We start from the raw sequence: 21916 nt of genomic DNA on the forward strand, positions 1-21916 counted from the left end.
TCAGTTGTTTATGCCAGATGCGGCGTTAATGCCTTACCCAGCCTACAAAATCGTGCAAATTCAATATATTGCATGGGATATGTAAGTCTGATAAGCATAGCGCATCAGGCAATTTTGCCTTTGTCATCAGTATCAACGGCACGACAAAACTGCCGTACCGTTATTGCTTATTGCTGCGCTTTCGTTGCTGCGCCAGAAATCGCGTTACCGCCGTCGGAGATATCTTCACCAACGCCACGCGTGGTGTTGCAGGCAGTCAATACTGTTGAAAGCACCAGAACAGAAAAGATCGCTGCAATTGTCTTCTTCACCATAATGTCTTCCTTTTAGGTAATGTTATTTGTGTTTGCCTATAGCAAATTAATAATAGACAACACCACCGAAAATGACGGAAATCTGATGATTTTTAGGAAGAGAAGAAAAATTAGCTGGCTGCGCGGGAGATGGAATTACCGAGATGTTTAATGTCTTCACCAAAACCGCGAGCGGTGTTACAGCCCGTGAGCAGCGCACTGGCAAGCAAAACAAGAAGGATAAGGCGTTTCATCATCTCTGACCTGAGAAAGTGATGGTGCAGCCCACAGGCCGCACCACAACCGCATTACTTCACGCGAGAGACGTATTCACCAGAGCGGGTATCCACTTTGATGACTTCGCCGATCTGTACGAACAGCGGAACTTTAACCACAGCGCCAGTAGACAGGGTAGCCGGTTTGCCGCCAGTACCTGCGGTATCACCTTTCAGACCCGGATCGGTATCAACGATTTCCAGTTCAACGAAGTTCGGCGGAGTAACGGAGATCGGCTGACCATTCCACAGAGTTACGATGCACTCTGCCTGATCCAGCAGCCATTTAGCATTGTCGCCAATTGCTTTTGCATCAGCAGACAGCTGCTCGAAAGTTTCGTTGTTCATGAAGTGCCAGAACTCACCGTCGTTGTACAGGTAAGTCAGGTTCATATCGACAACATCAGCGCCTTCAGCGGAATCGGTAGATTTGAAGGTTTTTTCTACGCGAGTGCCAGTCAGCAGGCGACGCAGTTTAACGCGAGCGAATGCCTGACCTTTACCCGGTTTCACGAATTCACTGGCTTCAACCGCGTAAGGTTCGCCATCTAACATGATTTTAAGACCAGCACGAAAATCGTTGCTATAGTACGTTGCCATAAGGCCCTCTGAAATTTATTAATTGGTAGCTAAGCCACAAAATGGCGCATATTGTAACCCTAAATACCCCATCCAGAGAAGATTGGTTAGCGCAACTTGCCGATGTTGTGACCGATCCTGATGAACTTCTGCGTCTTTTGAATATAGACGCGGACGAAAAACTGTTGGCCGGACGCAGCGCCAAAAAGCTGTTTGCCCTGCGCGTGCCCCGCTCATTTATCGATCGCATGGAGAAAGGCAATCCAAACGATCCACTTTTGCGTCAGGTACTTACCTCGCAAGATGAGTTTGTCGTCGCGCCCGGATTCTCCACCGACCCGCTGGAAGAACAGCACAGCGTAGTGCCTGGTTTGTTGCATAAATACCACAACCGGGCGCTATTGCTGGTCAAAGGCGGCTGCGCGGTAAATTGCCGCTATTGCTTCCGTCGCCACTTCCCGTATGCCGAAAATCAGGGCAACAAGCGAAACTGGAAGACGGCACTTGAGTATGTTGCTGCGCATCCGGAACTGGACGAGATTATTTTCTCCGGCGGCGATCCGCTGATGGCGAAAGATCACGAACTGGACTGGTTATTAACGCAACTGGAAGCCATCCCACATATCAAACGTCTGCGGATTCACAGCCGTCTGCCGATTGTGATCCCGGCACGCATCACCGAGGCGCTGGTTGAACGCTTTGCCCGTTCTACGCTGCAAATCTTGCTGGTGAATCACATCAACCATGCCAATGAGGTAGATGAAACGTTTCGTCAGGCGATGGCTAAATTGCGCCGTGTCGGCGTCACCCTGCTTAACCAAAGCGTTCTGTTACGTGGCGTGAACGATAACGCGCAAACTCTGGCAAATCTGAGTAATGCACTGTTTGACGCCGGTGTGATGCCCTATTACCTGCATGTGCTCGATAAAGTGCAGGGCGCGGCGCATTTCATGGTGAGCGATGATGAAGCGCGGCAGATTATGCGTGAGTTGCTGACGTTAGTATCGGGATATCTGGTGCCAAAACTGGCGCGCGAGATTGGTGGCGAACCCAGCAAAACGCCGCTGGATCTCCAGCTACGCCAGCAGTAACTGATTAAACAGGGAAGTTAAACATTAAAATTGCCTGATGCGCTACGCTTATCAGGCCTACATCGTGCATTGAAATTGAATGAATTTTCAATGAACTATAGGCCGGATAAGGCGTTTACGCCGCATCCGGCAAGAGCAACAAACGCAGTACAGCGACCTGTCATTTTACAGGGAAGTTTAATCTTTGCCCGTTGCATAACCTTTAATTATTCATATACATTGCTATTTTTACTCTTTATATAGCCAACACCAATAATTAACCTTTCTTTTTTGTTTATATAGAGTGAGCACGGCTATTTATGTTATTTTAACAACTATTACTACCAAGCCCATTTATCTGGCTTATAAATTAAAATTAATTATTTAATTGAGAAATGGTTAGGGAGAACCTACATGGCCATAAGCATCAAGGGTGTTAATACCGGTGTTATTCGCAAGAGTAATAATTTCATTGCACTGGCGCTGAAAATTAAAGAGCCTCGCAATAAAGAATCATTGTTCTTTATGTCTGTGATGGAACTGCGCGACCTTCTGATTGCGCTGGAAAGTCGTCTGCATCAAAAGCATAAACTGGGTGCTGATGCACGCCTTCTGTATGAGCAAGCTCGCGATAAAGTCATTAAGAAAATGGCAGAAAATATCCCGGAAATTCTGGTTGATGAGCTTAAAAATGCCGATATTAATCGCCGGGTTAACGCGCTGGAGCTTACCGATAATCAGGGCGAAAATCTTAATTTCGCATTAACGCTACATGATGGCAGCAAATGCGAATTAGTGGTCAATGAGTTGCAGATTGAAATGCTGGCGCGAGCAATCATTCATGCAATTAATAATGCAGAAATGCGTGAACTGGCGTTACGTATTACATCGTTGTTAGATTTCCTGCCGTTATATGATGTCGACTGCCAGGATGATGGTAATCTGGAATATGACACCTATTCCCAACCAGAATGGAAACATAATCTGTTTAGTCATTATCTGGCCGTACTTTATCGCTTTAAAGATGAAGGTGGCAAAGAGCAATTTAGCGGAGCAGTAGTAAAAACGCGTGAAGCAACAGCGGGTAAAGAAGTGGAGGCTATCACTCGCCGGATGCTTGATTTCAGTCCTCGACTGAAAAAACTCGCGGGTGTGCCGTGTCAGGTCTACGTTCGTACTATGGCAGCCAATAACGCCCAACCACTGACCCAGGATCAATGCCTACGCGCACTGCATCACCTACGCGTTCAATCCATCAGCAAAACTGCACCACAGGCGAAATAATCCCATCTTTGCTAATGCGAGGCTGGAGCCATCCAGCCTGAAATGACTGATAATGTGATCGTTGATCATGCCGGATGCGGCGTAAACGCCTTATCCGGCCTACAAATTCTCAAGCATTCAATCAGTTGCAATGCCTGATGTGGGCCTGATAAGCGAAGCGCATCTGGCAATTATACGTTTGTCACCCAGCCTCAGGATCCCATCAGTTCGGGCACTTATATACCTGACCGATAATCTGGCTGTCAGTCGGGACAAAGCTGGACAACATGCCCTGCGACGGGCTGCTGATACCATAAATCACGTTACCGCCCATTGCTGCCGCCTGGTTGCGCAGATCGTTTGCCGCACCACGCATAGAACCGCCCTCTTCACCGTGTTGCCCGGAAAGCCAGTTACTTTGCTTACCGGTAGCAGTACCAATAAGCTGGCACTCTGCACCTGGTTGCTCGTCCACGATGCGAACGCTCTGTCCGGCAGCGCTCAATTCGTTGCTGGAGCTACAACCCGCCATCAGTAGCGCGGCACCGACAATCCCTGCTAAGTATTTTACGTGCATGTTATTCCCCATAATCAATGAGCTGGACGCAACTCGCGTCGTCCGTGTCTGAATCTTATACTAGAAAGATGACCAAAAGAAAAACCCCCAGACATTTCTGCCCGGGGGTTTCTTTATTTCTGCGAGGTGCAGGGCAATTACATCATGCCGCCCATGCCACCCATGCCGCCCATACCGCCAGCAGCGCCTAAGTCAGCTGCATCGTTTTTCGGCAGGTCGGTAACCATGCACTCGGTGGTGATCATCAGGCCAGCCACAGAAGCTGCGTACTGCAGAGCAGAACGAGTTACTTTGGTTGGATCCAGGATACCCATGTCGATCATGTTGCCGTATTCTTCGGTTGCTGCGTTGTAGCCGTAGTTGCCGTCGCCAGCTTTAACGGTGTTAGCAACAACAGACGGTTCTTCACCGCAGTTCAGTACGATCTGACGCAGCGGAGCTTCCATTGCACGCAGTGCAACTTTGATACCCACGTTCTGCTCTTCGTTCTGACCACGCAGGTCAGCCAGTTTAGACGCTACGCGGATCAGCGCAACACCACCACCAGCAACCACGCCTTCTTCTACCGCAGCACGGGTCGCGTGCAGGGCGTCTTCAACGCGTGCTTTTTTCTCTTTCATTTCAACTTCGGTAGCAGCACCAACTTTGATAACTGCAACGCCGCCTGCCAGTTTCGCTACGCGCTCCTGCAGTTTTTCACGGTCGTAGTCAGAAGTTGCTTCTTCAATCTGCTGGCGGATCTGAGCAACACGGCCCTGAATCGCAGCTTCTTCACCCACGCCATCGATGATGGTGGTGGTGTCTTTGTTGATCACAACACGTTTAGCCTGACCCAGGTCTTCCAGGGTTGCTTTTTCCAGCTCCATACCAATCTCTTCAGAGATTACGGTACCGCCAGTCAGGGTTGCGATATCCTGCAGCATAGCTTTACGGCGATCGCCGAAGCCCGGAGCTTTAACCGCAGCGACTTTCACAATGCCACGCATGGTGTTAACAACCAGAGTTGCCAGCGCTTCGCCTTCAACATCTTCAGCGATGATCAGCAGCGGTTTGCCTGCTTTTGCAACGGCTTCCAGAACCGGCAGCATTTCGCGGATGTTGGAGATTTTCTTGTCAGCCAGCAGGATGAACGGGCTTTCCAGTTCTACTGCGCCAGTTTCCGGCTTGTTGATGAAGTAAGGAGACAGGTAGCCACGGTCGAACTGCATACCTTCAACCACGTCCAGTTCGTCCTGCAGACCAGTACCGTCTTCAACGGTGATAACGCCTTCTTTACCGACTTTGTCCATCGCTTCAGCGATCAGTTTACCTACGGTTTCGTCGGAGTTAGCGGAGATAGTACCAACCTGAGCAATCGCTTTAGAGTCGGAGCACGGTACGGACAGCGCTTTCAGTTCTTCAACTGCAGCAGTAACGGCTTTGTCGATACCACGTTTCAGGTCCATCGGGTTCATGCCCGCAGCAACAGCTTTCAGACCTTCAGTGATGATAGCCTGAGCCAGTACGGTTGCGGTGGTGGTACCGTCGCCTGCAGTGTCGTTCGCTTTAGAGGCAACTTCTTTCACCATCTGCGCACCCATGTTTTCGAACTTGTCTTCCAGTTCGATTTCACGAGCAACGGAAACACCATCTTTGGTGATGGTCGGTGCACCGAAAGATTTATCCAGAACTACGTTACGGCCTTTCGGACCGAGGGTAACTTTCACTGCATCTGCCAGTACGTTTACGCCGCGCAGCATTTTCACACGAGCGTCGTTACCGAATTTTACGTCTTTAGCTGCCATTATCTTTATTCCTTAAATTCGTATGTTCAGTGTCGTGCGCGGATTACGCTTCAACAATTGCCAGAATGTCGCTTTCGGACATGATCAACACTTCTTCATTGTCGATCTTCTCAGACTTCACACCGTAGCCATCATTGAAAATTACGATGTCGCCAACTTTCACATCCAGCGGCTTCACTTCGCCATTTTCAAGGATACGGCCATTGCCAACAGCCAGCACTTCGCCACGGGTAGATTTAGCCGCTGCAGAGCCGGTCAGAACGATGCCGCCAGCAGATTTAGTTTCAACTTCTTTACGCTTGACGATCACGCGATCATGCAATGGACGAATATTCATTGATAACTCTCCTTTGAGAAAGTCCGTATCTGTTATGGGTGACGCCGGACCTTACGTGGTTTCCCGGCTGGTGACCAGTGAAATGGGGATGGGCTTCTCCCCCTTCAAGGGGGCAAATGAAAAAAAATTCTGATCAGTACAAAATCGGGTAAAAATCCTGATTCACATCACATTTCATCGCAATTTCTCCATCGCCGCCATACGCGAATCTGATTGTGCTACCATCGAAATCCTGCGCAGTTGCCCAAAATTTGGGCACAATTGGACATTAACCCATGAGTGGACTCAAACAAGAACTGGGATTAGCCCAGGGGATCGGCCTGTTATCAACCTCATTATTAGGCACGGGTGTGTTTGCCGTTCCCGCATTAGCCGCCCTGCTAGCGGGCAATACCAGCCTGTGGGCCTGGCCCGTTTTGATTATCTTGGTGTTCCCGATTGCAATCGTCTTTGCGCTGCTGGGACGCCACTATCCCAGTGCGGGCGGCGTCGCGCACTTCGTTGGTATGGCGTTTGGCTCGCGGCTTGAGCGAGTCACTGGCTGGCTATTTTTATCGGTCATTCCCGTGGGCCTGCCCGCTGCACTACAAATTGCCGCCGGCTTTGGCCAGGCAATGTTTGGCTGGCATAGTTGGCAACTGTTGTTAGCAGAACTTGGTACGCTGGCACTGGTGTGGTACATCGGTACTCGCGGTGCCAGTTCCAGTGCTAATCTACAAACGGTTATTGCCGGGCTTATCGTCGCGCTGATTGTCGCTATCTGGTGGGCGGGCGATATCAAACCTGCGAATATCCACTTCCCTGCGCCTGGTGATATCGAACTTTCCGGGCTGTTTGCTGCGTTATCGGTGATGTTCTGGTGCTTTGTCGGTCTGGAGGCATTTGCCCATCTCGCCTCGGAATTTAAAAATCCAGAGCGTGATTTTCCCCGCGCTCTGATGATTGGTCTGTTGCTGGCAGGATTAGTCTATTGGAGCTGTACGGTGGTGGTATTACGCTTCGACGCCTATGGTGAAAAAATGGCGGCGGCAGCATCGCTTCCAAAAATTGTGGTGCAGCTGTTCGGTGTAGGAGCATTGTGGATTGCCTGCGTAATTGGCTATCTGGCCTGCTTTGCCAGTCTCAACATTTATATACAGAGCTTCGCCCGATTAGTCTGGTCGCAGGCGCAACACAATCCTGACCACTACCTGGCACGCCTCTCTTCTCGCCATATCCCGACTAATGCCCTTAATGCCGTGCTCGGCTGTTGCGTGGTGAGCACGTTGGCGATCCATATGTTAGAGATCAATCTGGACGCACTTATCATCTATGCCAATGGCATCTTTATTATGATTTACCTGTTATGCATGCTGGCAGGCTGTAAATTATTGCAAGGACGTTATCGACTACTGGCGGTAATTGGCGGGCTGTTATGTGTTCTGTTACTGGCGATGGTCGGCTGGAAAAGTTTATATGCCCTGATCATGCTGGCGGGGTTATGGCTATTTCTGCCAAAACGAAAAACGCCGGAAAATGGCATAACCACATAATCCGGCGTTTCGTCATTAATCCTGGCGATCGTCTTTATGATCAAGGCGGTCGCGGTCATCATCCTTACGCTGATACTCACCATCAAAAGTATTACCGCCACCGGTTCCGGCACTAAAACCACCGCCCGGCATACGGGAAAAGCGCAAATGCGGCATCAGCTTCACTGTCAGATGCTTTTGCACTGGCGGTAATAAAAGAAGAAGACCGAGGAAATCGGTGAAAAAGCCCGGTAATAAAAGCAGCAAACCGGCAATGATCAACGAAACACTTTTAATCATTTCCGCCGCTGGGTTTTCTCCCGCCGCCATTTTTTGTTGCATCAGCACAAAATTCTTAAAGCCCTGATTACGTACCAGTGACATACCAATAATTGAGGTGAATATAACCAGCACGAGGGTCAGCAATACCCCAAGGACATGAGCAACCTGAATAAAGATTGAAATCTCAATATAGACATAAAGGAAAACGGCAATAAAAGGTAACCAGCGCAAAGGTTTCTCCTGTAATAGCAACCAGTTAAATCAGGTCGCCTGAATGGGTTGCGAATCGCGTTCAGCTTATATTGTGGTCATTAGCAAAATTTCAAGATGTTTGCGCAACTATTTTTGGTAGTAATCCCAAAGCGGTGATCTATTTCACAAATTAATAATTAAGGGGTAAAAACCAACACTTAAAGTGATCCAGATTACGGTAGAAATCCTCAAGCAGCATATGATCCCGGGTATTCGACTGATGCAGGGGATAATCGTCGGTCGAAAAACATTCGAAACCACATATATTCTGTGTGTTTAAAGCAAATCATTGGCAGCTTGAAAAAGAAGGTTCACATGTCAAACAACATTCGTATCGAAGAAGATCTGTTGGGTACCAGGGAAGTTCCAGCTGATGCCTACTATGGTGTTCACACTCTGAGAGCGATTGAAAACTTCTATATCAGCAACAACAAAATCAGCGATATTCCTGAATTTGTTCGCGGTATGGTAATGGTTAAAAAAGCTGCAGCTATGGCAAACAAAGAGCTGCAAACCATTCCTAAAAGTGTAGCGAATGCAATCATTGCCGCATGTGATGAAGTCCTGAACAACGGAAAATGCATGGATCAGTTCCCGGTAGACGTCTACCAGGGCGGCGCAGGTACTTCCGTAAACATGAACACCAACGAAGTGCTGGCCAATATCGGTCTGGAACTGATGGGTCACCAGAAAGGTGAATATCAGTATCTGAACCCGAACGACCACGTTAACAAATGTCAGTCCACTAACGACGCCTACCCGACCGGTTTCCGCATCGCAGTTTACTCTTCTCTGATTAAACTGGTAGATGCTATTAACCAACTGCGTGAAGGCTTTGAACGTAAAGCTGTCGAATTCCAGGACATCCTGAAAATGGGTCGTACCCAGCTGCAGGACGCAGTACCGATGACCCTCGGTCAGGAATTCCGCGCTTTCAGCATCCTGCTGAAAGAAGAAGTGAAAAACATCGAACGTACCGCTGAACTGCTGCTGGAAGTTAACCTCGGCGCAACTGCAATCGGTACTGGCCTGAACACGCCGAAAGAGTACTCTCCGCTGGCAGTGAAAAAACTGGCTGAAGTCACTGGCTTCCCATGCGTACCTGCTGAAGACCTGATCGAAGCGACCTCTGACTGCGGCGCTTACGTTATGGTTCATGGCGCGCTGAAACGCATGGCTGTGAAGATGTCCAAAATCTGTAACGACCTGCGCTTGCTCTCTTCTGGCCCACGTGCCGGCCTGAACGAGATCAACCTGCCGGAACTGCAGGCGGGCTCTTCCATCATGCCAGCTAAAGTAAACCCAGTTGTTCCGGAAGTGGTTAACCAGGTTTGCTTCAAAGTCATCGGTAACGACATCACTGTTACCATGGCAGCAGAAGCGGGTCAGCTGCAGCTGAACGTTATGGAGCCGGTCATTGGCCAGGCCATGTTTGAATCCGTTCACATTCTGACCAACGCTTGCTACAACCTGCTGGAAAAATGCGTTAACGGCATCACTGCTAACAAAGAAGTGTGCGAAGGTTACGTTTACAACTCTATCGGTATCGTCACTTACCTGAACCCATTCATCGGCCACCACAACGGTGACATCGTGGGTAAAATCTGTGCCGAAACTGGCAAGAGCGTACGTGAAGTCGTTCTGGAGCGCGGTCTGTTGACTGAAGCAGAACTAGACGATATTTTCTCCGTACAGAACCTGATGCATCCGGCTTACAAAGCAAAACGCTATACTGATGAAAGCGAACAGTAATCGTACAGGGTAGTACAAATAAAAGAGGCACGTCAGACGACGTGCCTTTTTTCTTGTGAGTAGTAACTTAAAAACAACAACCTGATATCAACTTGTTAAAAAACAAGGAAGGCTAATATGCTAGTTGTAGAACTCATCATCGTTTTGCTGGCGATCTTCTTGGGCGCCAGATTAGGGGGAATTGGTATTGGTTTTGCAGGTGGATTGGGGGTGCTGGTTCTTGCCGCTATCGGCGTCAAGCCTGGTAACATCCCATTCGATGTCATTTCCATTATCATGGCGGTTATCGCTGCTATTTCTGCTATGCAGGTTGCTGGCGGTCTGGACTATCTGGTTCACCAGACAGAAAAGCTGCTGCGCCGTAACCCGAAATACATCACGATCCTTGCACCGATCGTAACCTATTTCCTGACCATCTTTGCTGGTACCGGCAACATCTCTCTGGCGACACTGCCAGTTATCGCTGAAGTTGCGAAGGAACAAGGCGTTAAACCTTGCCGTCCGCTGTCTACTGCAGTGGTATCCGCGCAGATTGCGATCACCGCATCGCCAATCTCTGCGGCGGTGGTTTACATGTCTTCCGTGATGGAAGGTCATGGCATCAGCTACCTGCATCTGCTCTCTGTGGTCATCCCGTCTACCCTGCTGGCAGTTCTGGTGATGTCCTTCCTGGTAACCATGCTTTTCAACTCCAAACTGTCTGACGATCCGATTTATCGCAAGCGTCTGGAAGAAGGTCTGGTTGAACTGCGCGGTGAGAAACAGATTGAAATCAAACAAGGCGCGAAAGCATCCGTCTGGCTATTCCTGCTGGGCGTAGTTGGCGTGGTTATCTATGCGATTATCAACAGCCCGAGCATGGGCCTGGTTGAAAAACCGCTGATGAACACCACTAACGCGATCCTGATTATCATGTTGAGCGTTGCAACCCTGACCACTGTTCTTTGTAAAGTGGACACCGACAACATCCTCAACTCCAGCACCTTCAAAGCAGGTATGAGCGCCTGTATTTGTATCCTGGGTGTTGCATGGCTGGGCGATACTTTCGTTTCCAACAACATCGACTGGATCAAAGATACCGCAGGTGAAGTCATTCAGGGCCATCCGTGGCTGCTGGCTGTTATCTTCTTCTTTGCTTCTGCTCTGCTGTACTCTCAGGCTGCAACTGCAAAAGCACTGATGCCGATGGCTCTGGCGCTGAACGTTTCTCCACTGACCGCTGTAGCTTCTTTCGCAGCCGTGTCTGGTCTGTTCATTCTGCCGACCTACCCGACGCTGGTTGCTGCGGTACAGATGGATGACACGGGTACCACTCGTATCGGTAAATTCGTCTTCAACCATCCGTTCTTTATCCCAGGTACTCTGGGTGTTGCCCTGGCCGTTTGTTTCGGCTTCTTGCTGGGCAGCGTGATGCTGTAATGACAAATCGCGGGGCGTTCACGCCCCGCTTTCTTTCCCGCCGACTAACATCCTTTCCCCGTCCGTTGTATAGTGACCTCTCTCTTGCGGTTCCATCTGTTCTTGCGAGGTGTTTATGCTTGATGAAAAAAGTTCGAATACCGCGTCCGTCGTGGTGTTGTGCACCGCGCCGGATGAAGCGACGGCCCAGGAATTAGCCGCCAAAGTGTTGGCGGAAAAACTGGCGGCCTGCGCAACCTTGATTCCTGGCGCTACCTCTCTCTATTACTGGGAAGGTAAACTGGAACAGGAATACGAAGTGCAGATGATTTTAAAAACCACCGTATCTCACCAGCAGGCACTGCTGGAATGCCTGAAGTCTCATCATCCGTATCAAACCCCGGAGCTTCTGGTTTTACCTGTTACACACGGAGACACAGATTACCTCTCATGGCTCAACGCATCTTTACGCTGATCCTGCTACTTTGCAGCACTTCCGTTTTTGCCGGATTATTCGACGCGCCGGGACGCTCACAATTTGTCCCCGCGGATCAAGCCTTTGCTTTTGATTTTCAGCAAAACCAACATGAGCTTAATCTGAGCTGGCAGATCAAAGACGGTTACTATCTTTACCGTAAACAGATCCGCATTACGCCGGAACAAGCGAAAATTGCCGACGTGCAGCTGCCCCAGGGCGTCTGGCATGAAGATGAGTTTTACGGCAAAAGCGAGATTTACCGCGAGCGGCTGACGCTTCCTGTGACCATCAACCAGGCAAGTGCGGGTGCGACATTGACAGTCACTTACCAGGGCTGTGCTGACGCCGGTTTTTGTTATCCGCCAGAAACCAAAACCGTTCCGTTAAGCGAAGTGGTTACCAACAACGCGACGCCACCGTCTGCATCAGTTCCGCAGCAAGAGCACCCCGTCGCGCAATTGCCCTTTTCCGCGCTCTGGGCGTTGTTGATTGGTATCGGTATCGCCTTCACGCCATGTGTACTGCCGATGTACCCTCTAATTTCCGGTATCGTGCTGGGTGGTAAACAGCGGCTATCCACCGCCAGAGCATTGTTGCTGACTTTTATTTATGTGCAGGGGATGGCGCTCACCTACACGGCGCTGGGTCTGGTGGTTGCCGCCGCAGGATTACAGTTCCAGGCAGCGCTACAGCATCCTTACGTACTTATCGGCCTCGCTATTGTCTTTACCTTGCTGGCGATGTCGATGTTTGGCTTGTTTACCCTGCAACTCCCCTCTTCGCTGCAAACGCGCCTCACGCTAATGAGCAATCGCCAACAAGGTGGCTCGCCCGGCGGTGTGTTTGTTATGGGGGCGATTGCCGGGCTGATCTGTTCACCATGCACCACCGCACCGCTTAGCGCGATTCTGCTGTATATCGCCCAAAGCGGGAACATGTGGCTGGGCGGCGGCACGCTTTATCTCTATGCGCTGGGCATGGGCCTGCCGCTGATGCTAATTACCGTCTTTGGCAACCGTCTGCTACCGAAAAGCGGTCCGTGGATGGAACAGGTCAAAACCGCATTTGGTTTTGTGATCCTCGCACTGCCGGTCTTCCTGCTGGAGCGAGTAGTTGGTGATGTCTGGGGATTACGCTTGTGGTCGGCGCTTGGTGTCGCGTTCTTTGGCTGGGCCTTTATCACCAGCTTACAGGCCAAACGCGGCTGGATGCGTATTGTGCAAATTATCCTGCTGGCGGCAGCATTGGTTAGCGTGCGCCCACTCCAGGATTGGGCATTTGGCGCGACGCATACCGCGCAAACTCAGGCGCATCTCAACTTTACACAAATCAAAACGGTAGATGAGTTAAATCAGGCACTCGCTGAAGCCAAAGGCAAACCGGTGATGTTAGATCTCTATGCCGACTGGTGCGTCGCCTGTAAAGAGTTTGAGAAATACACCTTCAGCGACCCGCAGGTGCAAAAAGCGTTAGCAGACACGGTCTTACTTCAGGCCAACGTCACTGCCAACGACGCACAAGATGTGGCGCTGTTAAAGCATCTAAATGTCCTTGGCCTACCGACAATTCTCTTTTTTGACGGACAAGGCCAGGAGCATCCACAAGCGCGCATCACGGGCTTTATGGATGCAGAAACCTTCAGCGCACATTTGCGCGATCGCCAACCGTGAACGACACTTCAGTGGGAAAGACGGAGGAAAATAGCGTGCAACGTGAAGATGTACTGGGAGAAGCCCTGAAATTATTAGAATTACAAGGGATTGCCAACACCACGCTGGAGATGGTTGCTGAACGTGTGGATTATCCACTGGACGAGCTGCGCCGTTTCTGGCCAGACAAAGAGGCGATCCTCTACGATGCCCTGCGCTATCTTAGCCAACAGATAGATGTCTGGCGTCGTCAGCTGATGCTGGACGAAACGCAAACCGCCGAACAAAAGCTGCTGGCACGTTATCAGGCGCTATCGGAGTGCGTTAAAAACAACCGCTATCCGGGCTGTCTGTTTATCGCTGCCTGTACGTTTTATCCCGATCCTGGCCACCCTATTCATCAATTGGCCGATCAGCAAAAAAGCGCGGCCTACGACTTTACCCACGAACTGTTAACCACGCTGGAAGTGGACGATCCGGCGATGGTAGCAAAGCAGATGGAACTGGTGCTGGAAGGTTGTTTAAGCCGAATGCTGGTGAATCGTAGCCAGGCGGATGTCGACACCGCACATCGGCTGGCGGAAGATATCCTGCGCTTCGCCCGCTGCCGCCAGGGTGGCGCACTGACCTGACAGAAACACAGAAAAGAAGCGATTTGCCGCAATCTTAAGCAGTTGAATCGCTTTTACTGAAATTAGGTTGACGAGATGTGCAGATTACGGTTTAATGCGCCCCGTTGCCCGGATAGCTCAGTCGGTAGAGCAGGGGATTGAAAATCCCCGTGTCCTTGGTTCGATTCCGAGTCCGGGCACCAAATTCATATGAACGGACCTCCACGGAGGTCCGTTTTTCGTTTCAGGACGCGACGATTTAACCGTTCTTCCTCCAAATCACTCCCACCAAACTCAACCAAATTCTCCCCACATCACTAGTATTTTGCGGGTATACCCCTGTTTGAGAAAATTTGTCCCTGAGCTATGACACTGACTGACGCGAAATGTCGTGCGGCCCCGTGATGCTGTTGAACGTCAAATGACGTCATCAGGAGCGTAACGCATCCATAAACAGAACGCCGACTGATGAGATTTCCTGGATGCGAACAAAGAGAAATGTATCAGTCCGTTTGATCATGCAAAGACTAACAATCCATTAAAATAGTAAGCGTTCCAGGCAATTTTCCGGGGATTATTTTCTGAACGTTTTCTTTGGCAAAGATAATCAATCTTGGTGGTAAGGCAAATTACTTCTGATTCTCATTAAAGTCATTTCGTAAGGCGATGTAATCAAGAGGTTTACGGGTGGTAAAAATAACGTCTCACATTCACCTGTAATATGTAAACGCATCCATCTATAGATGGTAAAAATAGGTTATGGCAATTATCATTGCACCATTCCCTTTTCGAATGAGTTTTTATTATGCAACAACCTGTAGTTCGCGTTGGCGAGTGGCTTGTTACTCCGTCCATAAACCAAATTAGTCGCAATGGGCGTCAACTTACCCTTGAGCCGAGACTAATCGATCTTCTGGTTTTCTTTGCTCAACACAGTGGCGAAGTACTTAGCAGAGATGAACTTATCGATAATGTCTGGAAGAGAAGTATTGTTACCAATCACGTTGTAACGCAGAGTATCTCAGAACTGCGTAAGTCATTAAAAGATAATGATGAAGATAGTCTTGTCTATATCGCTACTGTACCAAAGCGCGGTTATAAATTAATGGTGCCAGTTATCTGGTACAGCGAAGAGGAGGGAGAAGAAATAATGCAATCTTCGCCTCCCCCTATACCAGAGGCGATTCCTGACACAGATTCTCCTTCCCACAGTCTTAACATTCAAAACACCGCAACGCCACCTGAACAATCCCCAGTTAAAAGCAAACGATTCACTACCTTTTGGGTATGGTTTTTTTTCCTGTTGTCGTTAGGTATCTGTGTAGCACTGGTGGCGTTTTCCAGTCTTGAAACGCGCCTTCCTATGAGTAAATCGCGTATTTTGCTCAATCCACGCGATATTGACATTAATATGGTGAATAAGAGTTGTAACAGCTGGACTTCCCCGTATCAGCTCTCTTACGCGATAGGCGTGGGTGATTTGGTGGCTACGTCACTTAATACCTTCTCCACTTTTATGGTTCATGACAAAATCAACTACAACATTGATGAACCGAGCAGTTCCGGTAAAACATTATCTATTGCGTTTGTTAATCAACGCCAATACCGCGCTCAACAGTGCTTTATGTCGGTGAAATTGGTAGACAATGCAGATGGTTCGACCATGCTGGATAAACGTTATGTCATCACTAACGGCAATCAGCTGGCGATTCAAAATGATTTACTGGAGAGTTTGTCAAAAGCGTTAAATCAACCGTGGCCACAACGAATGCAGGAGATGCTCCAACAAATTTTGCCTCATCGTGGTGTGTTATTAACTAATTTTTATCAGGCACATGATTATTTAATGCATGGTGATGATAAATCATTGAACCGTGCCAGTGAGTTATTAGGTGAGATTGTTCAATCATCTCCCGAATTTACCTACGCGAGAGCAGAGAAAGCATTAGTTGATATAGTACGTCATTCTCAGCATCCTTTAGATGAAAAACAATTAGCAGCACTGAACACAGAAATTGATAACATTGCTACACTGCCAGGAATGAATAATCTGGCCATTCTCTATCAAATAAAAGCGGTCAGTGCTCTGACAAAAGGAAAAACAGATGAATCTTATCAGGCGATAAATACTGGCATTGACCTTGAAATGTCCTGGCTAAATTATGTGTTGCTTGGCAAAGTTTATGAGATGAAGGGGATGAACCGAGAAGCTGCTGATGCATATCTCACCGCCTTTAATTTACGCCCAGGAGCAAACACCCTTTACTGGATTGAAAATGGCATATTCCAGACTTCTGTTTCTTATGTTGTTCCTTATCTCGACAAATTTCTCGCTTCAGAATAAACGAATCCTGGGTTGATTCATTCGCGGGGATTTTTAGCGTTAAACGCTTGTATATTTATTGACATAACATGTTGCAGCAATTTATTTGCTGCATAATTTTTTATTACATAAATTTAACCAGCAACTTTCTCGTAATTCATTGTAAATATTGAATGTTTATCTTTTCATGATATCAACTTGCGATTCTGATCTGTTAATGAAGAGCTAAAATCCTCACTGACATAAACTTTTGTATTATTTCACCTAATCTTTAGGATTAATCTTTTTTTTTGAGTAGTCTTGTCGCCAGTTTGGTCTGGTCAGTAAATAGTTATACATCATGACCCGGACTCCAAATTCTAAAATGAAATTAGGAGAAGAGCATGAGTTCTGCCAAGAAGATTGGGCTATTTGCCTGTACCGGTGTTGTTGCCGGTAATATGATGGGGAGCGGTATTGCATTATTACCTGCGAACCTTGCAAGTATCGGTGGTATTGCTATCTGGGGTTGGATCATCTCTATTATTGGTGCAATGTCGCTGGCTTATGTATATGCCCGACTGGCAACAAAGAACCCGCAACAAGGTGGCCCAATTGCTTATGCTGGAGAAATTTCCCCTGCATTTGGTTTTCAGACAGGTGTTCTTTATTACCATGCTAACTGGATTGGTAACCTGGCGATTGGTATTACCGCTGTATCTTATCTTTCCACCTTCTTCCCAGTATTAAATGATCCTGTTCCGGCGGGTATCGCCTGTATTGCTATCGTCTGGGTATTTACCTTTGTAAATATGCTCGGCGGTACCTGGGTAAGCCGTTTAACCACTATTGGCCTGGTGCTGGTTCTTATTCCTGTGGTTATGACTGCTATTGTTGGCTGGCATTGGTTTGATGCTGCAACTTATGCAGCTAACTGGAATACTGCGGGTACCACTGATGGTCATGCGATCATTAAAAGTATTCTGCTCTGCCTGTGGGCCTTCGTGGGTGTTGAATCCGCAGCTGTAAGTACTGGTATGGTTAAAAACCCGAAACGTACCGTTCCACTGGCAACCATGCTGGGTACTGGTTTAGCAGGTATTGTTTACATTGCTGCGACTCAGGTGCTTTCCGGTATGTATCCGTCTTCTGTAATGGCAGCTTCCGGTGCTCCGTTTGCAATCAGTGCTTCAACTATCCTCGGTAACTGGGCTGCGCCGCTGGTTTCTGCATTCACCGCCTTTGCGTGCCTGACTTCTCTGGGCTCCTGGATGATGTTGGTAGGCCAGGCAGGTGTACGTGCCGCTAACGACGGTAACTTCCCGAAAGTTTATGGTGAAGTCGACAGCAACGGTATTCCGAAAAAAGGTCTGCTGCTGGCTGCAGTGAAAATGACTGCCCTGATGATCCTCATCACTCTGATGAACTCTGCCGGTGGTAAAGCATCTGACCTGTTCGGTGAACTGACCGGTATCGCAGTACTGCTGACTATGCTGCCGTACTTCTACTCTTGCGTTGACCTGATTCGTTTTGAAGGCGTTAACATCCGCAACTTTGTCAGCCTGATCTGCTCTGTACTGGGTTGCGTGTTCTGCTTCATCGCTCTGATGGGCGCAAGCTCCTTCGAGCTGGCAGGTACCTTCATCGTCAGCCTGATTATCCTGATGTTCTACGCTCGCAAAATGCATGAGCGCCAGAGCCACTCAATGGATAACCACACAGCATCTAACGCACATTAATTAAAAGTATTTTCCGAGGCTCCTCCTTTCATTTTGTCCCATGTGTTGGGAGGGGCCTTTTTTACCTGGAGATATGACTATGAACGTTATTGCAATATTGAATCACATGGGGGTTTATTTTAAAGAAGAACCCATCCGTGAACTTCATCGCGCGCTTGAACGTCTGAACTTCCAGATTGTTTACCCGAACGACCGTGACGACTTATTAAAACTGATCGAAAACAATGCGCGTCTGTGCGGTGTTATTTTTGACTGGGATAAATATAATCTCGAGTTGTGCGAAGAAATTAGCAAAATGAACGAGAACCTGCCGTTGTACGCGTTCGCTAATACATATTCCACACTCGATGTAAGCCTGAACGATCTGCGTTTACAGATTAGCTTCTTTGAATATGCGCTGGGTGCTGCTGATGATATTGCTAACAAGATCAAGCAGACCACTGACGAATATATCAACACTATTCTGCCTCCGCTGACCAAAGCGCTGTTTAAATATGTTCGTGAAGGTAAATATACTTTCTGTACTCCTGGTCACATGGGCGGTACTGCATTCCAGAAAAGCCCGGTAGGTAGCCTGTTCTATGATTTCTTTGGTCCGAACACCATGAAATCTGATATTTCCATTTCAGTATCTGAACTGGGTTCCCTGCTGGATCACAGCGGTCCACACAAAGAAGCAGAACAGTATATCGCTCGCGTCTTTAACGCAGAACGCAGCTACATGGTGACCAACGGTACTTCCACTGCGAACAAAATTGTTGGTATGTACTCTGCTCCGGCAGGCAGCACCATTCTGATTGACCGTAACTGCCACAAATCGCTGACCCATCTGATGATGATGAGCGATGTTACGCCAATCTATTTCCGCCCGACCCGTAACGCTTACGGTATTCTTGGCGGTATCCCACAGAGTGAATTCCAGCACGCTACCATTGCTAAGCGCGTGAAAGAAACACCAAACGCGACCTGGCCGGTACATGCCGTAATTACTAACTCTACCTATGATGGTCTGCTGTACAACACCGACTTCATTAAGAAAACGCTGGATGTGAAATCCATCCACTTTGACTCCGCGTGGGTGCCTTACACCAACTTCTCACCGATTTACGAAGGTAAATGCGGTATGAGCGGTGGCCGTGTCGAAGGGAAAGTGATTTACGAAACCCAGTCCACTCACAAACTGCTGGCGGCGTTCTCTCAGGCTTCCATGATCCACGTTAAAGGTGACGTAAACGAAGAAACCTTTAACGAAGCCTACATGATGCACACCACCACTTCTCCGCACTACGGTATCGTGGCGTCCACTGAAACCGCTGCGGCGATGATGAAAGGTAATGCCGGTAAACGCCTGATCGACGGTTCCATTGAACGTGCGATCAAGTTCCGTAAAGAGATCAAACGTCTGAGAACGGAATCTGATGGCTGGTTCTTTGATGTATGGCAGCCGGATCATATCGATACTACTGAATGCTGGCCGCTGCGTTCTGACAGCACCTGGCACGGCTTCAAAAACATCGATAACGAGCACATGTATCTTGACCCGATCAAAGTCACTCTGCTGACTCCGGGGATGGAAAAAGACGGCACCATGAGCGACTTTGGTATTCCGGCCAGCATCGTGGCGAAATACCTCGACGAACATGGCATCGTTGTTGAGAAGACCGGTCCGTATAACCTGCTGTTCCTGTTCAGCATCGGTATTGATAAGACCAAAGCACTGAGCCTGCTGCGTGCTCTGACTGACTTCAAACGTGCGTTCGACCTGAACCTGCGTGTGAAAAACATGCTGCCGTCTCTGTATCGTGAAGATCCTGAATTCTATGAAAACATGCGTATTCAGGAACTGGCTCAGAATATCCACAAACTGATTGTTCACCACAATCTGCCGGATCTGATGTATCGCGCATTTGAAGTGCTGCCGACAATGGTAATGACTCCGTATGCTGCGTTCCAGAAAGAGCTGCACGGTATGACCGAAGAAGTTTACCTCGACGAAATGGTAGGTCGTATTAACGCCAATATGATCCTTCCGTATCCGCCGGGAGTTCCTCTGGTAATGCCGGGTGAAATGATCACCGAAGAAAGCCGTCCGGTTCTGGAGTTCCTGCAGATGCTGTGTGAAATCGGCGCTCACTATCCGGGCTTTGAAACCGATATTCACGGTGCATACCGTCAGGCTGATGGCCGCTATACCGTTAAGGTATTGAAAGAAGAAAGCAAAAAATAATTAGCTAGTACAAGGGAAGTGGCTTGCCACTTCCCTTTTTTGCTCATAAGGAGAACACATGAAAACACCCTCACAGCCGCGCGCGATATACTATATCGTGGCGATCCAGATCTGGGAGTACTTCAGTTTTTACGGCATGCGTGCCTTACTCATTCTCTATCTCACCCATCAGCTTGGTTTTGATGATAACCATGCCATCAGCCTGTTCAGCGCATACGCTTCTTTGGTTTACGTTACCCCTATTCTCGGCGGCTGGCTTGCCGACCGCCTGCTCGGCAACCGCACTGCGGTGATTGCCGGCGCGCTGTTAATGACCCTTGGCCATGTGGTGCTGGGCATTGATACAAATTCAACCTTTAGCCTGTATCTGGCGCTGGCAATCATTATTTGTGGCTACGGTTTATTCAAATCAAACATCAGCTGTTTGCTTGGCGAGCTCTACGACGAGAACGATCATCGACGTGATGGCGGTTTTTCGCTGCTGTATGCTGCGGGCAATATCGGTTCTATCGCAGCCCCCATCGCCTGCGGCCTGGCTGCTCAGTGGTATGGATGGCATGTTGGCTTTGCCCTTGCGGGTGGCGGCATGTTTATCGGTTTGTTGATTTTCTTAAGCGGTCATCGTCATTTCCAGTCCACGCGTAGTATGGATAAAAAAGCGCTCACTCGCGTGAAGTTTGCCTTACCGGTATGGAGCTGGTTAGTGGTGATGCTCTGTTTAGCCCCAGTATTTTTTACCCTGCTGCTGGAGAACGACTGGTCCGGATATTTGCTGGCGATTGTTTGCCTTATTGCTGCACAAATCATTGCCCGCATGATGATCAAATTCCCCGAACACCGCCGTGCTCTTTGGCAAATTGTATTGTTGATGTTTGTCGGGACGTTGTTCTGGGTACTGGCACAACAGGGCGGCAGTACCATCAGCTTGTTTATCGATCGCTTTGTGAATCGTCAGGCATTCAATATTGAAGTACCTACTGCGCTATTCCAGTCGGTGAATGCAATTGCGGTGATGCTCGCTGGAGTTGTACTTGCCTGGCTGGCGTCGCCAGAAAGCCACGGCAACTCAACATTGCGCGTCTGGCTGAAGTTTGCCTTTGGCTTACTGCTGATGGCTTGTGGCTTTATGTTGCTGGCATTTGATGCCCGACATGCAGCGGCTGGCGGTCAAGCGTCAATGGGTGTGATGATATCCGGGCTGGCGCTAATGGGCTTTGCCGAACTCTTTATTGACCCGGTGGCGATTGCGCAAATCACGCGTCTGAAAATGTCTGGCGTATTAACCGGTATTTATATGCTGGCAACAGGCGCGGTCGCCAACTGGCTGGCAGGCGTAGTGGCACAACAGACGACAGAGTCGCAAATTAGCGGTATGGCAATTGCAGCTTACCAGCGATTCTTTTCCCAGATGGGAGAGTGGACGTTGGCTTGTGTCGCGATCATCGTGGCATTGGCCTTTGCTACCCGATTTCTGTTTAGCACTCCGACGAATATGATACAGGAAAGCAACGATTAACTTCCGTAAAAACAATTAGTT

19 protein-coding genes and 1 tRNA gene are annotated in these 21916 nt (G+C 48.7%); 13 read left to right on the plus strand and 7 right to left on the minus strand.

Annotated features, from left to right (window positions below; translation table 11 throughout):
- Positions 1-167 precede the first annotated feature (167 nt).
- The 3 genes from ecnB to efp form a co-directional block, all read right to left on the minus strand.
- Positions 168-314: a lipoprotein toxin entericidin B gene (gene ecnB, locus AACS80_RS04710; protein ID WP_000239596.1), complete on the minus strand. Its 147-nt coding sequence runs from the start codon at positions 312-314 to the stop codon at positions 168-170.
- 110 nt (positions 315-424) lie between these two features.
- A complete protein-coding gene (ecnA, locus tag AACS80_RS04715; RefSeq protein WP_064525758.1) occupies positions 425-550 on the minus strand; it encodes a lipoprotein antitoxin entericidin A in 126 nt (41 codons plus the stop codon).
- 51 nt (positions 551-601) lie between these two features.
- On the minus strand, positions 602-1168 hold the full coding sequence (gene efp / locus AACS80_RS04720; protein ID WP_000257278.1) for an elongation factor P: 567 nt from the start codon (positions 1166-1168) through the stop codon (positions 602-604).
- Between the two features lie 41 nt (positions 1169-1209).
- Between efp and epmB the strand changes: the two genes are divergently transcribed.
- Positions 1210-2238 (plus strand): EF-P beta-lysylation protein EpmB, encoded by a 1029-nt coding sequence (gene epmB / locus AACS80_RS04725; RefSeq protein WP_130205957.1) that lies wholly within the window; start codon positions 1210-1212, stop codon positions 2236-2238.
- A gap of 393 nt (positions 2239-2631) precedes the next feature.
- On the plus strand, positions 2632-3501 hold the full coding sequence (locus tag AACS80_RS04730) for a YjeJ family protein (RefSeq protein WP_138183682.1): 870 nt from the start codon (positions 2632-2634) through the stop codon (positions 3499-3501).
- A 202-nt stretch (positions 3502-3703) separates the two neighbouring features.
- Here AACS80_RS04730 and AACS80_RS04735 read toward each other — a convergent pair whose 3' ends face one another.
- The 3 genes from AACS80_RS04735 to AACS80_RS04745 form a co-directional block, all read right to left on the minus strand.
- Entirely contained in the window at positions 3704-4057 is a 354-nt protein-coding gene (locus tag AACS80_RS04735) for a DUF4156 domain-containing protein (RefSeq protein ID WP_000558209.1), read from the minus strand.
- Positions 4058-4194: 137 nt separating this feature from the next.
- Positions 4195-5841 (minus strand): chaperonin GroEL, encoded by a 1647-nt coding sequence (gene groL, locus AACS80_RS04740; protein WP_000729132.1) that lies wholly within the window; start codon positions 5839-5841, stop codon positions 4195-4197.
- Positions 5842-5884: 43 nt separating this feature from the next.
- Positions 5885-6178: a co-chaperone GroES gene (locus AACS80_RS04745; protein WP_001026276.1), complete on the minus strand. Its 294-nt coding sequence runs from the start codon at positions 6176-6178 to the stop codon at positions 5885-5887.
- A gap of 275 nt (positions 6179-6453) precedes the next feature.
- Here AACS80_RS04745 and yjeH point away from each other — a divergent pair, with 275 nt between their 5' ends.
- A complete protein-coding gene (gene yjeH, locus AACS80_RS04750) occupies positions 6454-7710 on the plus strand; it encodes an L-methionine/branched-chain amino acid transporter (protein ID WP_135490663.1) in 1257 nt (418 codons plus the stop codon).
- Between the two features lie 15 nt (positions 7711-7725).
- Here yjeH and AACS80_RS04755 read toward each other — a convergent pair whose 3' ends face one another.
- Positions 7726-8202 (minus strand): FxsA family protein, encoded by a 477-nt coding sequence (locus AACS80_RS04755; protein ID WP_130258490.1) that lies wholly within the window; start codon positions 8200-8202, stop codon positions 7726-7728.
- Positions 8203-8538: 336 nt separating this feature from the next.
- Between AACS80_RS04755 and aspA the strand changes: the two genes are divergently transcribed.
- From aspA to dtpC, 10 genes are all read left to right on the plus strand, one after another.
- A complete protein-coding gene (aspA, locus tag AACS80_RS04760; RefSeq protein ID WP_130205949.1) occupies positions 8539-9975 on the plus strand; it encodes an aspartate ammonia-lyase in 1437 nt (478 codons plus the stop codon).
- A gap of 117 nt (positions 9976-10092) precedes the next feature.
- Positions 10093-11394 carry an anaerobic C4-dicarboxylate transporter DcuA gene (dcuA, locus tag AACS80_RS04765; RefSeq protein ID WP_064525748.1) on the plus strand — a complete coding sequence of 434 codons (1302 nt, stop codon included), beginning with the start codon at positions 10093-10095 and terminating at the stop codon, positions 11392-11394.
- 115 nt (positions 11395-11509) lie between these two features.
- Positions 11510-11848: a divalent cation tolerance protein CutA gene (gene cutA, locus AACS80_RS04770; protein WP_064525746.1), complete on the plus strand. Its 339-nt coding sequence runs from the start codon at positions 11510-11512 to the stop codon at positions 11846-11848.
- Entirely contained in the window at positions 11824-13521 is a 1698-nt protein-coding gene (dsbD, locus tag AACS80_RS04775) for a protein-disulfide reductase DsbD (RefSeq protein ID WP_135410857.1), read from the plus strand. The genes cutA and dsbD overlap by 25 nt, the downstream gene beginning before the upstream one ends.
- A gap of 35 nt (positions 13522-13556) precedes the next feature.
- Positions 13557-14132, plus strand: coding sequence for a transcriptional regulator (locus AACS80_RS04780; protein WP_001188520.1), 576 nt, complete (start codon positions 13557-13559; stop codon positions 14130-14132).
- Positions 14133-14238: 106 nt separating this feature from the next.
- A tRNA-Phe gene (locus AACS80_RS04785) sits at positions 14239-14314 on the plus strand.
- Positions 14315-14916: 602 nt separating this feature from the next.
- Complete coding sequence (cadC, locus tag AACS80_RS04790; protein WP_130221790.1) at positions 14917-16455, plus strand: lysine decarboxylation/transport transcriptional activator CadC; 1539 nt, start codon at positions 14917-14919, stop codon at positions 16453-16455.
- Between the two features lie 362 nt (positions 16456-16817).
- Positions 16818-18152: a cadaverine/lysine antiporter gene (cadB, locus tag AACS80_RS04795; protein WP_130205939.1), complete on the plus strand. Its 1335-nt coding sequence runs from the start codon at positions 16818-16820 to the stop codon at positions 18150-18152.
- Between the two features lie 79 nt (positions 18153-18231).
- Positions 18232-20379 carry a lysine decarboxylase CadA gene (gene cadA, locus AACS80_RS04800; RefSeq protein WP_130205937.1) on the plus strand — a complete coding sequence of 716 codons (2148 nt, stop codon included), beginning with the start codon at positions 18232-18234 and terminating at the stop codon, positions 20377-20379.
- Between the two features lie 58 nt (positions 20380-20437).
- The gene (dtpC, locus tag AACS80_RS04805; protein WP_130205935.1) at positions 20438-21895 is read left to right on the plus strand and encodes a dipeptide/tripeptide permease DtpC; all 1458 of its coding nucleotides are present in this window, start codon (positions 20438-20440) and stop codon (positions 21893-21895) included.
- Positions 21896-21916 lie beyond the last annotated feature (21 nt).

The organism is Escherichia sp. E4385 (assembly GCF_963883145.1).
In the GTDB taxonomy this organism is placed as follows: Bacteria; Pseudomonadota; Gammaproteobacteria; order Enterobacterales; family Enterobacteriaceae; genus Escherichia.